Genomic DNA, 12433 nt, shown 5'->3' on the forward strand with positions numbered 1-12433 from the left:
CTTAGAGCATGGAATTGCGTGCAGATCTGCTGATTGTCGGCGCCGGTATGGTCGGCAGCGCCCTGGCGCTGGCGTTGCAGGGCAGTGGCCTGCAAGTGCTGCTGCTCGACGGCAGCCCGATGAGTGTCAAACCCTTCGACCCCCAGGCCGCGTTCGAACCCCGGGTCAGTGCCTTGTCGACGGCCAGCCAGCGGATCCTCGAGCGCCTGGGTGTCTGGGACGGCATCACCGCCCGGCGCGCCAGCCCCTATACCGACATGCACGTCTGGGACGGCAGCGGCACCGGGCAGATCCATTTCTCGGCCGCCAGCCTGCACGCCGAGGCGCTTGGGCACATCGTTGAAAACCGCGTTGTGCAGGACGCCTTGCTGGATCGACTGCATGACTGCGACCTGGGCCTGCTGGCCAATGCCCGGCTGGAACAGATGCGTCGTTCCGGTGATGACTGGCTGCTGACCCTGGCCGATGGCCGCACGTTGCGCGCGCCCCTGGTCATCGCGGCTGACGGCGCGAATTCCGCCGTGCGTCGCCTGACCGGCGTTGCCACGCGGGAATGGGATTACCTGCACCACGCCATCGTCACCAGCGTGCGCAGCGCCCGGTCGCATCGAATGACGGCCTGGCAGCGTTTCACCGACAACGGTCCGCTGGCGTTCCTGCCACTTGAGCGTGACGGCCGGCACGACTGGTGCTCGATCGTCTGGTCCACCACCCCCGGTGAAGCGCAGCGCTTGATGGCGCTCGATGAAACTCAATTCTGCAGCGAACTGGAACGGGCCTTTGAAGGCCAGCTCGGCACGGTACTGAGTGCCGACCCACGCCTGTGCGTGCCGCTGCGCCAACGACATGCCAAGCGCTATGTGGCCGAAGGGCTGGCATTGATCGGCGACGCGGCCCATACCATTCATCCGTTGGCCGGGCAGGGCGTGAACCTGGGCTTCCTCGACGCCGCCGTGCTGGCCGAAGTGCTGTTGCAGGCGGCCGGGCGTGGCGAACGACTGGCGGACGTGAAGGTGCTGAGCCGCTACGAGCGGCGACGCATGCCCCATAACCTGGCGTTGATGGCGGCGATGGAAGGTTTCGAGCGCTTGTTCCAGGCCGATCCATTGCCGGTGCGCTGGTTGCGTAATACCGGGTTGAAGCTGGTGGACCGCATGCCCGAGGCCAAGGCGTTGTTTGTGCGCGAGGCGCTGGGGTTGATTGGGGATTTGCCGGATCTGGCCAAGGCCTGAGAGGTGGGTTGGGGCTTATGGCCTCATCGCGGGCAAGCCTTGCTCCCACACAAGCTCTTGCTCCCACAGGTGTGCAATGTGGGACGAGCTTTTGTGGGAGCAAGGCTTGCCCGCGATGGCGGACGCAAAAACACTGCGCATCTCAAAGTTGCAACATTTGGAAATGTGTCCAGCCATTGTTCGATTGAGATGCCAAATGTGAGTCCTTATCATTTGCGCTTCGTTCACAATCCAGAGACCGCTACCATGTCGGCACCCAAGCGCCTGCTGTCCGCCCTCGCCTTGACCCTGATCGGCACCACTGCCGCCCAGGCCGCCGATGAGGTGGTGGTCTACTCTTCGCGCATCGACGAACTGATCAAACCGGTCTTCGATGCCTACACCAGGAAGACCGGCGTGTCGGTGAAGTTCATCACCGACAAGGAAGCGCCGCTGATGCAGCGGATCAAGGCCGAGGGTGAGAACGCCACCGCCGACCTGCTGCTCACCGTCGACGCCGGCAACCTCTGGCAGGCCGAGCAGATGGGCATCCTCCAACCGTTCACCTCGCCGGTGATCGACGCCAACATCCCGTCTCAATACCGCGCCTCTTCCCACGCCTGGACCGGCTTGAGCCTGCGGGCGCGGACCATCGTCTACTCCACTGATCGGGTCAAACCCAGTGAGCTGAGCACCTACGAGGCCTTGGCGGGTGACGAGTGGGAGGGCCGCCTGTGCCTGCGCACGTCGAAGAAGGTCTATAACCAGTCGCTGACCGCCACCCTGATCGAAACCCACGGTGCGGAAAAAACCGAGGAGATCCTCAAGGGTTGGGTCCGGAACCTGTCCACCGACGTCTTCTCCGATGACACCGCGCTGCTTGAGGCGATCAACGCCGGGCAGTGCGACGTCGGCATCGTCAATACCTACTACTATGGCCGCCTGCACCAGCAGAAGCCGGACCTGAAGGTGAAGCTGTTCTGGCCGAACCAGGCCGACCGTGGCGTGCACATCAACCTCTCGGGGATTGGCTTGACCAAGCATGCACCGCATCCGGACGCTGCGAAGAAGCTGGTGGAGTGGATGACCACGCCAGAAGCGCAAAGCATCTTCGCCGACGTGAACCAGGAATTCCCGGCCAACCCGAAAGTCGAGCCGTCCAAGGAAGTGGCGGCCTGGGGCAAGTTCAAGGCCGATACCCTGCCGGTGGAAGTCGCGGGTAGACGCCAGGCCGAAGCCATACGCATGATGGATCGCGCTGGCTGGAATTAATCCAACTCAGGCACGGCTCCCTGTGGCGGTTGTAAGATAGGTGCCCGCGCGAATGCGCGGGCATCATCATTTAAACGAGAGCACCCCTTGGCCCACCCCGCCCAACGCCGTTGGTACCCCCTGGTCTTTGCCATTGCCGCGCTGGTCCTGTTGCCCTTGAGCGTCTTGCTGCTGTCCTGGCAGAGCATCGACCAACAGATCTGGTCCCACTTGTGGGACACGCAAATGCCGCGCTTGCTGGGCAACACCCTCACGTTGATCCTTGGCGTGGGTGTCGGGGTGACGTTGCTGGGTGTCAGTCTCGCCTGGCTCACCAGCCTGTGTGAATTCCCCGGGCGACGCTGGCTCGACTGGGCGTTGATGCTGCCGTTTGCGATTCCGGCCTACGTGTTGGCGTTTGTCTTCGTTGGCCTGCTGGACTTTGCAGGCCCCGTGCAGACACTCATGCGTGAATGGTTCGGCAGCGGCCTGCGCCTGCCCCGGGTCCGTTCCACCGGTGGGGTGATCCTGGTGCTGGTGCTGGTCTTTTACCCTTACGTCTATCTGCTGGCGCGCAGTGCATTCCTGGCCCAGGGCAAGGGCTTGATGGAAGCCGCACGGGTGCTCGGGCAGTCGCCGTGGCAGGCGTTCTGGCGCGTGGCGCTGCCGATGGCCCGGCCGGCCATCGGTGCGGGCGTGGCGTTGGCGCTGATGGAGACACTGGCGGATTTCGGCGCGGTATCGGTGTTCAACTTCGACACCTTTACCACCGCGATCTACAAGACCTGGTACGGCTTCTTCAGTCTCTCCAGCGCAGCCCAACTGGCCAGCCTGCTGTTACTGGCGGTGATGCTGGTGCTCTACGGCGAACGCCGGGCCCGCGGTGCCCACCGAGCCAGCAACGAGCGTCCCCGAGCCAAGGCTTTGTATACGTTGCGCGGTCTCAAGGCCGTGGCAGCCAGCTGTTGGTGTTTCCTGGTGTTCGCCTGTGCCTTTGTCATTCCGGTGCTGCAGTTGGTGGTGTGGTTCTGGCAACGCGGTCGTTTCGACCTGGACGAACGTTATGCCGGGCTGATCGTCCACACCCTCTACCTGGGCGGCCTGGCCGCGCTGATCACCGTTTGCGTGGCCTTGCTGCTGGCGTTCGCCCGACGGCTGGCGCCAACCCGTCCGATTCGTGCCGGCATCGGCCTGGCGAACCTGGGCTATGCCTTGCCCGGTTCGGTGCTCGCGGTATCGATCATGCTTGCATTCAGCTACCTGGACCGTGAGCTGGTCATCCCGCTGTCGAGCTGGCTCGGTGGGGCAGGCAAGCCGTTGTTGCTGGGTAGCCTGTCGGCGCTGTTGCTGGCATATCTGGTGCGCTTCCTGGCCGTGGCCTACGGTCCGTTGGAGAGCAGCCTGGCGCGAATTCGTCCGTCCTTGCCCGAGGCTGCACGCAGCCTAGGGGTCAGTGGGCCACGACTGTTTTTCAAAGTGTATCTGCCGTTGCTGTTGCCCGGCACCTTGAGCGCGGCGTTGCTGGTGTTCGTCGACGTGCTCAAGGAAATGCCCGCGACCCTGCTGATGCGCCCGTTCGGCTGGGATACGCTGGCGGTGCGGATCTTCGAGATGACCAGCGAAGGGGAGTGGGCCCGGGCCGCGCTGCCGGCGCTGACGTTGGTACTGGTGGGGTTGTTGCCAGTCATCGGATTGATACGACGTTCGGCCCATCAAAACAGCTAGGTGTCAGTCCCACCTCATGCGGCTACAATGCGCGGCATTCGGTGCGGTCCGTCTGTCGGACCGGGCAACTGAGAACGTCAGAAAACTCCTTTTTTCAGACGTTCGCGTTATGCAGTGCCCGTCCGCACCTTCGCCAAGCCCGGAAGGAGAAACCCATGGGACAGCGTACGCCTCTGTATGACCTTCATCTCGCCCTTGGCGCGAAGATGGTCGATTTTGGCGGTTGGGATATGCCTTTGCACTACGGCTCGCAAGTCGAAGAACACCATCAGGTGCGTCGCGACTGCGGAGTGTTCGATGTATCCCACATGACCGTGATCGATGTCGCCGGCCCCCAGGCCAAGGTTTGGTTGCAGCGTTTGCTGGCCAATGACGTCGATCGTTTGCAGGACACAGGCAGTGCCTTGTACAGCGCGATGCTCAACGAGCGCGGCGGCATCGTCGACGACATGATCATCTATCGTGTCGAGGACGGTTATCGGTTGGTCTTCAACGCCTCGACCCGCGATCAGGATCTGGCCTGGATGCAGGCACAGCTCGGTGGCTACGACGTGCAGTTGCATGAGCGCCCCGAACTGGCGATGCTGGCGATCCAGGGCCCCCAGGCCCGGCAGAAGATTGCCGAACTGGTGACGCAACCGCGTGGGCAGATCATCCAGCAACTCAAGCCTTTCGAAGGTCGCGCCGACGGCGAATGGTTCATCGCCCGGACCGGCTACACCGGCGAAGATGGCCTAGAAATCGTCCTGCCCGCCCAGGAAGCCCCGAGTTTCTTCAACGACCTGGTAGGGGCCGGTATTTCGCCCATTGGCCTCGGCGCCCGCGATACCTTGCGCCTGGAGGCCGGCATGAACCTCTACGGCCAGGACATCAACCAGGACGTTTCGCCCCTGGCCTCGAACATGGCCTGGAGCATCGCCTGGGAACCGGCGAGCCGTCAGTTCATCGGGCGCAGTGCGCTGCAAGCCGAGCTTGCCAGCGGTGTGCAGCACAAATTGGTCGGGCTGGTGCTGGAAGAGCGGGGTGTCTTGCGCGCCCATCAGGTGGTCCGCATCGCCAATGTTGGCGAAGGGGAGATCACCAGTGGTAGTTTTTCTCCTACGCTTAGCAAGTCGATTGCCCTGGCACGTGTTCCGATGGCTACCGCCGACCGTGCCGAGGTAGAAATTCGCGGCAAGTGGTATCCGGTACGGGTGGTCAAACCGACCTTCGTCCGCCATGGCAAAACCCTGATCTAACCTTTTGCGGCGGGCCGCTGGCCGCTGACACTTCTCTTGAGGACACAGAATATGAGTGATATCCCTGCCGAACTGCGTTTTGCCGAAAGCCATGAGTGGGCACGCCTGGAAGCTGACGGTACCGTCACCGTGGGCATCAGTGATCATGCGCAGGAAGCCTTGGGCGATGTGGTATTTGTCGAGCTGACTGAAGTCGGTAAGGTCTTTGGCGCAGGTGACCAGGCCGGTGTGGTCGAGTCGGTCAAAGCGGCTTCCGATATCTATTCCCCGATTGCAGGTGAAGTGATCGCGGTCAATGAAGAGCTGAGCGGTTCGCCGGAGCTGCTGAACTCCGATCCGTATGGCGCCTGGATCTTCAAGCTCAAGCCAAGCGACAAGGCCGAGGTGGGCAAGTTGCTTGATGCGGCAGGCTACAAGTCCGCTATCGGCGAATAAGGACGACTGCACTTGTGGGAGCGAGCAAGCTCGCTCCCACAAGGGTTGGGACAGCCTTGGGGTGTTCACCGGGCAAAAAAATGCCGCTCGATCGAGCGGCATTTTGTATTGGCCGGGAATCAGTCCTGGGCGACGGCGTTTTTCGCCAGGATAGCGTTGGCCAGTTCCATGTCGGTGGCTTGCAGGCCTGGGTTGTCGGCGCGCACTTTCTGCATCGCCGCTTCCAGGTAAGGGCCCCGAATACCGCCATCACTGGCGACGAAGCTGCCGGCGTCGTCCTGGGCGGCGACGATCAGCTTGTGATCCTTGAAGGTCAGGTAGGTGGAACCGGTGGTCGCACCGGATGAGATGACGTTACGCCAAAACGTGTCGGCCATTGCCGAGCCAACAGGAAGAGACAGCAAGGCTAGGGTAGCGACAGCAAGTTTGAGACGCATGATAGGTGACTCCACTGGGTTAACTATGACGTTGGATTACCTGCGCCTCTATTCAGTTCCATGACCTCTCAGTCAGCCCGCTCCACCTGCAGCACCGCGCCTTCCTGCGCCACCACCCTGACCCGCGTGCCCACGGACGATTCGGGTCCCTTGGCCAGCCAGACGCTGTCAGCCACCTTGATCTTGCCGCGGCCATCGACAATCGCTTCATGAACCTGGAAGACCTTGCCGATCAGCTCTTGCCCGCGCAGGTTCAGGTGCGGTTGATCGCTTTGGCGCACCGCGCTGCGCTGGCGTCGCCACCAGTACAGTGCCGTCGCGATGGCGAACAGGCCGAACAACAGGAACTGCAGCTCCCACGGCATCTGCGGCAGGATGAACGTGAGCACGCCGACTGCCGCGGCGGCCATGCCGATCCACAGCAAGTAGCCGCCGGCGCCGAACACTTCGAGGATCAGCAGGATGACGCCCAGCGCCAGCCAGTCCCAGTACGACATGTGTTGCAGGAACATCCACATACGCGCGCCTCAGGCTTTCTTGCTGTCGAAGGTGGCCTTGACGATCTCGCCAATGCCGCCGACCGCACCGATGACCTGGCTGGCTTCCAGTGGCATCAGGATTACCTTGCTGTTGTTGGCCGAAGCCAGTTTTCCCAGCGCATCGATGTATTTCTGCGCGACGAAGTAGTTCACCGCCTGGACGTTACCGTCGGCAATCGCCTGGGACACCACCTGGGTGGCCAGCGCTTCGGCTTGTGCCTGGCGCTCGCGGGCCTCGGACTCTAGGAACGCGGCCTGGCGGCTGCCCTCGGCCTCGAGGATTTGCGCCTGCTTCTTGCCTTCGGCGGTGAGAATCGCCGACGCTCGCAGGCCCTCGGCTTCGAGGATCTGGGCACGCTTGATGCGTTCGGCTTTCATCTGCCCCGACATGGCGGCCATCAGGTCGGCCGGCGGGCTGATGTCCTTGATCTCGATCCGGGTGATCTTGATGCCCCACGGCGCTGTGGCTTCATCGACGGTGCGCAGCAGTTTTTCGTTGATACCGTCGCGCTGGCTCAGCATCGCGTCCAGCTCCATGGACCCCAGCACGGTACGGATATTGGTTTGCAGCAGGTTGCGAATGGCGTGCTCGAGGTTGTTGACCTCGTAGGCAGCCTGGGCGGTGTTGACCACCTGGAAGAAGCACACGGCGTCGATCTGCACCGTGGCGTTGTCGGCGGTAATGACTTCCTGGGGCGGGATGTCCAGTACGCTTTCCATGACATTGATCTTGCGCCCGATGCGATCCATCACCGGGATGATGATATTCAGGCCGGGCTTGAGCGTGTTGGTGTAGCGGCCGAACCGCTCGACGGTCCATTGGTAGCCTTGGGGCACGACCTTGAACCCCATGAACAGGATGGCGACCACGAGGCCGATGAAAAGTAAAAGTACACTACCGATCTGCATGACGGTTCCCTGTGCGAATTGAGATGGACCTGCGAGCCCTGAGTGTAGGGCACGCGGCCAGTATCTTCGCTATGTGGGAGCAAAGCTTGCTCGCGATGCAGGCGCCTTGCTTCCCCGGGAGACCGCGTCATTTTCATCGCGGGCAAGCCTTGCTCCCAGAACCTCTCGCCACAGGTGCCGCCACAACTACTTCTGCTCGCTCTGCGGCGTCACCCGCAGCACTTCCTCGACCGTGGTCAAGCCCGCCGCCACCTTTTGCGCCCCCGACAGTCGCAGGCTGCGCATGCCTTCCTTGAATGCCTGGCGGCGTACCGCCAGCAGGTCGGTGTCGGGGTGGATCAAGGCTTTGACGCTGTCGGTCAGTTGCATGATTTCGTAGACGCCGGCGCGGCCGCGGTAACCGGTGTCGCGGCACTCCAGGCAACCGACGGCCTGTTGGGCATTGCTCGGCAGCGGCGCCTGCCAGGGCCGCGTCAGGGTTTGCCAGTCGTCTTCATCCAGGGTCAGGGGGGCCTTGCATTGAGGGCACAGCGTGCGCACCAGCCGCTGGGCCATGACCCCGAGCACGGTGGCCTTGATCAGGTAATGGGGCACACCCAGCTCCAGCAGGCGACTGATGGCGCTCGGCGCGTCGTTGGTGTGCAGCGTCGACAGCACAAGGTGCCCGGTGAGCGCCGCCTGGATCGCCATCTCGGCAGTCTCCAGGTCGCGGATCTCACCGATCATGATGATGTCCGGGTCTTGTCGCATCAGCGCCCGCACCCCGGCGGCGAAGGACAGGTCGATGTTGTGCTGGACCTGCATCTGGTTGAAGGAGGCCTCGACCATTTCAATCGGGTCCTCGATGGTGCAGAGGTTCACTTCCGGCGTCGCCAGTTTCTTGAGGGTGGTGTAGAGGGTGGTGGTCTTGCCGGAACCGGTGGGCCCGGTCACCAGGATGATGCCGTTGGGCTGGCGGGTCATGTCCTGCCAGCGACGCAGGTCGTCGGCGGAGAAGCCGAGTTGGTCGAAGTCCTTGAGCAACACTTCCGGGTCGAAGATCCGCATGACCATTTTTTCGCCGAACGCGGTGGGCAAGGTCGACAGGCGCAACTCCACTTCGCCACCGTCCGGGGTCTTGGTCTTGACCCGGCCGTCCTGGGGTTTGCGTTTTTCCGCGACGTTCATCCGCCCCAGGCTCTTGAGACGGCTGACGATTGCCATCGTGACCTGCGGCGGGAACTGATAAACGGTGTGCAGCACCCCGTCGATGCGAAACCGCACGGTGCCCTGCTCGCGGCGCGGTTCGATGTGGATATCACTGGCGCGCTGCTGGAAGGCGTACTGGAACAGCCAGTCGACAATGTTGACGATGTGGGCGTCGTTGGCGTCCGGCTCCTGGTCGCTGGCCCCCAGGTTGAGCAACTGTTCGAAATTGCTCAGGTTGCTCGGCTGCTGATCGACCGCGGTGGCGCCGCTGACCGATTTGGCCAGGCGATAGAACTCCACGCTCAAGCGCTGGATGTCCACCGGGTTGGCGATCACCCGCTTGATCGGCAGCTTGAGCACGTGGGTCAGGTCGGCTTCCCAGCTGTTGACGTAGGGCTGTGCGCTGGCGACGGTGACGGCGTCACGATCGACCGCCACCGCAAGGATCTTGTGGCGCTGGGCAAAGGCATAGGACATCAAGGGCGTCACGGCCGCGACGTTGATTTTCAACGGGTCGATGCGCATGTAGGGCTGGTCGGCCTGCTGGGACAGCCACAGGGTCAGGTTCTCCAGGTCCAGGCGCTTGCCGGGCCGGCTGAGGTCGTCCAGATGCTGGTTGGCGATGAACTCCAGCGGATGCAACTGGCTATTGGCGCTGTGGCGTCGGCGGGCGTTCAGCGCGGTTTCGGCTGAATCCTGGCTGATGAGGCCCTGGGTGACCAGTTGGCGCAGCAGATCGTTGAGGTCCAGCCAGCGGTCCTGAGTGGCGTGTTTGGTGGACATGCGGGTTCCTATTGGACAATTGCAGCAAAGCCGCGATACAGACGCTTCGGCGTCCTCGCTCGGTCTGCAAAAGAATAGTCCCGACCCCGTAGACCGTTGGGCCACTACCCGACCAATGCGTTACCAGTTCTTGCCCATGGGCGTTCAACAGACGGCTTGGGCCGGCCCAACGTGCGCAATATCAGCGTCTTGCAGGTCCACCGAACAGACGCTGATCAGGTTACGTAATTTTTCAGCGATGACCTGGGCACGGTGCAAGCTCAGCCCATCCATGACGATGTCCAGCGCCAGCACATCGCCAAGGCGCTCGACATGAACCTGCTGCGGCGTCAGGCCCTGCAAGGCAAACAGGTTCAACGCCCGACACAGCAAGTCCGGCTCGGCTTCGGCCACTATCTGGTACTGCACCCGGCAATGGGTATTGGCGGCGTGCCAGACGTCGGCGCGGGGCGGGGCTATGGCAACGGCTTCGAGTGGGGGCATGTTCGGTCTCCTTGGTGGCGGGAGAAATATTTACATGCGAGCTGGGGTATTTCTTATCTAAGATGAGTGATTATGGCGATGTTTTGAATCGCTTGATTCTATAAATCAATCATTTCGGGTTTGATCATGCACAGTGAACTGGATAGCTACGACCGCAGGATACTGGCGCTGCTGCAGGAGGATGCCTCGCTGTCCAGTGCGCAGATCGCCGAACAGGTCGGCTTGTCTCAATCGCCGTGCTGGCGGCGGATCCAGCGGATGAAGGAGGAGGGCATCATTCGCGGCCAGGTAACTCTGCTGGATCGCAAGAAAATCGGCCTTAACACGCAGATCTTCGCCGAAATCAAACTCAACGCCCACGGTCGTTCGAACTTCACCGAATTCACCGAGGCGATCCGCGGCTTCCCCGAAGTGCTGGAGTGTTACGTGCTGATGGGGTCGGTGGATTTTCTGCTGCGCATCGTCACCGCCGATATCGAGGCGTATGAGCGATTCTTTTTCGAAAAGCTGTCGATGGTGCCGGGGATCCAGGAAGTGAACTCGATCGTGGCGCTGTCGGAGATCAAGTCGACGACGAGTTTGCCTGTGGTGCGTTGAGCTTGTTTCTGCGGTGTTTTTGCTGGCCTCATCGCGAGCGAGCTCGCACACAGTTGATCTTCAGTGGCCACAACATGTGTGTACAACACTGAACCTCTGTGGGAGCGAGCTTGCTCGCGATGGCGGCATCACAGACGCAGTAAAGTCTTCCAGGCCCGATTCTGGTAAACCGCAATCGCCTGCTGCTTGCGCGCATCCAGCGTTTCATCAGTGATCGGTTGGTTGGCCAGTTGCACCAGTTTGTTCAGTTCACCATAGAGGCGATCCATTTCCGGGATCTCCAGTACATGGCGGGCGTGGTGCAGCCAGGCCTGGATGCGTTCGATGCGCGGCAGTTGCTCGGCCAGGTCTTCCGGCTGTTGCTGATAGCGTTGCAATTGCAGGGACGAGGATTCTTCGCCCAGCAGGCGCGGCAGCCAGCTGCCCAGTTGCGCCGCGCCCTGGCGATTGCCACGGGTGTTGCGCTCGGCGGCCCAGCTGCGCGCCAGCAGCCAGCGGGAAGTGTTGAGGGAAAACAGGCCCCAGCGCGGGTCTTGCAGCTCTTCAAGGAACTGTTCCGGTGCCGCCTTGCGCACGTCTTCGTCATCCAGGCCGGCCTGGACCAGTGGGCGCCAGTCTTCCAGCAACGCGTCCAGGGCCAGGCGCAAGTCGTGGGTCGATTGGCGCGGCGCGGCCTGGCCGAGGCTGCTGAGCAGGGCGCGCAGTTCGGCGAGGTTTTCCACCCAGTCCTGCAGCAAGCGCCAGTGGCCGTTGAAACGGTATTGCTCGGCCAGGCGTTGGCTGCTGCCGAGCAGATGCCAGCTCAGCGCGGCGAAGGCGTCATCCAGCGGCGTTTCGGCGGTCAGTTGCGGGGCCGGCAGGCTCAGGGCGTAGCTGCCTGCGTCATACAGGCGATAGCCACGCTCGGCCTTGCTGATGTCGCAAGGCATCAGGGGCAGGGTCGCGGCCAGCTCGGCGGCCAGTTCCAGCAGGGCGGTGGGTTCGCCTTCGCGCAGTTCCAGCTCCAGTTCGCAGATTTCTTCCTTCTGCTTGCCGACTACCACATGGCCCAGGTCCAGGGCGGCTTCGATGACCACCTTGCTTTTGCCACGGCCCCAGGCGATTTCAGCGCGTTCGCGAACGAAATCGGTGGTGAAGATGGCCTTGAGGGTTTTCTTGTCCAGTTCGGCCAAGGCCTCGGGCCAGCATTCGCCGTCGAGCTTCTTCAGGTCGAGCTTGGCCTTGGGCAGGTGCCAATCGTACTCGTTGCGCTCGGACAGGCCGGCGACGCTCTGGCCGCGGGTCTTGAGGGTCTGGATCACCTCTTCGCCGTCGCGACGCAGGCGCAGGGCGACCTTGGCCTGGGCCAGGTCACGCTCCGGCGTGTCGAAATACTGGTTCATCAGTTCGTGGCGTTCCCAGCCACTCTTGTTGCGTTTTTTCAGCAGCGGATGCTCGCGCAAGGCTGCCAGGGTCTCGCGGCTGACGCGGAGTTTGATTTCGGTTTCTTTCTGCATGGCCGGAAAATCCAGGGATCGGGTTTGCAGCCGGGGAAGGTGTGGCTGCCAAGGCCGTGCAGTGTACAGGACTCACTCGCCCTAGGTTTATTCCTGGGTCCAGATGGTTCTATGATGAACGTCAATCTGTAAGCCCGGAGT

The 12433-nt window shown here is 62.2% G+C and carries 12 protein-coding genes; 6 read left to right on the plus strand and 6 right to left on the minus strand.

Going from position 1 to position 12433, the window contains the following annotated elements:
* The first annotated feature begins 14 nt into the window (after nt 1–14).
* The 5 genes from AB4O09_RS02260 to gcvH all read left to right on the plus strand — a co-directional run bounded on the left by AB4O09_RS02260 (nt 15) and on the right by gcvH (nt 5860).
* A complete protein-coding gene (locus tag AB4O09_RS02260; protein ID WP_172831554.1) occupies nt 15–1232 on the plus strand; it encodes a 2-octaprenyl-3-methyl-6-methoxy-1,4-benzoquinol hydroxylase in 1218 nt (405 codons plus the stop codon).
* A 246-nt stretch (nt 1233–1478) separates the two neighbouring features.
* Nucleotides 1479–2483 carry an extracellular solute-binding protein gene (locus AB4O09_RS02265; protein ID WP_013694512.1) on the plus strand — a complete coding sequence of 335 codons (1005 nt, stop codon included), beginning with the start codon at nt 1479–1481 and terminating at the stop codon, nt 2481–2483.
* An 87-nt stretch (nt 2484–2570) separates the two neighbouring features.
* Complete coding sequence (locus tag AB4O09_RS02270) at nt 2571–4187, plus strand: ABC transporter permease (protein WP_013694511.1); 1617 nt, start codon at nt 2571–2573, stop codon at nt 4185–4187.
* 155 nt (nt 4188–4342) lie between these two features.
* The gene (gene gcvT, locus AB4O09_RS02275) at nt 4343–5425 is read left to right on the plus strand and encodes a glycine cleavage system aminomethyltransferase GcvT (RefSeq protein WP_003206676.1); all 1083 of its coding nucleotides are present in this window, start codon (nt 4343–4345) and stop codon (nt 5423–5425) included.
* A 51-nt stretch (nt 5426–5476) separates the two neighbouring features.
* Entirely contained in the window at nt 5477–5860 is a 384-nt protein-coding gene (gene gcvH / locus AB4O09_RS02280) for a glycine cleavage system protein GcvH (RefSeq protein WP_003206674.1), read from the plus strand.
* 119 nt (nt 5861–5979) lie between these two features.
* Here the strand turns inward: gcvH and AB4O09_RS02285 are convergent, their stop codons facing one another.
* From AB4O09_RS02285 to AB4O09_RS02305, 5 genes are all read right to left on the minus strand, one after another.
* Complete coding sequence (locus tag AB4O09_RS02285) at nt 5980–6300, minus strand: DUF2388 domain-containing protein (protein WP_170846005.1); 321 nt, start codon at nt 6298–6300, stop codon at nt 5980–5982.
* Nucleotides 6301–6365: 65 nt separating this feature from the next.
* The gene (locus tag AB4O09_RS02290) at nt 6366–6815 is read right to left on the minus strand and encodes an NfeD family protein (RefSeq protein WP_003206671.1); all 450 of its coding nucleotides are present in this window, start codon (nt 6813–6815) and stop codon (nt 6366–6368) included.
* Between the two features lie 9 nt (nt 6816–6824).
* The gene (locus AB4O09_RS02295; RefSeq protein ID WP_003206668.1) at nt 6825–7745 is read right to left on the minus strand and encodes an SPFH domain-containing protein; all 921 of its coding nucleotides are present in this window, start codon (nt 7743–7745) and stop codon (nt 6825–6827) included.
* 186 nt (nt 7746–7931) lie between these two features.
* A complete protein-coding gene (locus AB4O09_RS02300; RefSeq protein ID WP_003206666.1) occupies nt 7932–9716 on the minus strand; it encodes a GspE/PulE family protein in 1785 nt (594 codons plus the stop codon).
* A 144-nt stretch (nt 9717–9860) separates the two neighbouring features.
* Nucleotides 9861–10199, minus strand: a complete 339-nt coding sequence (locus tag AB4O09_RS02305; RefSeq protein ID WP_028237444.1) for a hypothetical protein — start codon at nt 10197–10199, stop codon at nt 9861–9863.
* 126 nt (nt 10200–10325) lie between these two features.
* Here AB4O09_RS02305 and AB4O09_RS02310 point away from each other — a divergent pair, with 126 nt between their 5' ends.
* A complete protein-coding gene (locus tag AB4O09_RS02310; RefSeq protein WP_003206662.1) occupies nt 10326–10796 on the plus strand; it encodes an Lrp/AsnC family transcriptional regulator in 471 nt (156 codons plus the stop codon).
* Nucleotides 10797–10924: 128 nt separating this feature from the next.
* Here AB4O09_RS02310 and AB4O09_RS02315 read toward each other — a convergent pair whose 3' ends face one another.
* Nucleotides 10925–12292, minus strand: coding sequence for a CYTH domain-containing protein (locus tag AB4O09_RS02315; RefSeq protein ID WP_003206660.1), 1368 nt, complete (start codon nt 12290–12292; stop codon nt 10925–10927).
* Between the last annotated feature and the right edge of the window lie 141 nt (nt 12293–12433).

The sequence above is a fragment of the Pseudomonas sp. H1_F01 genome (assembly GCF_054681425.1).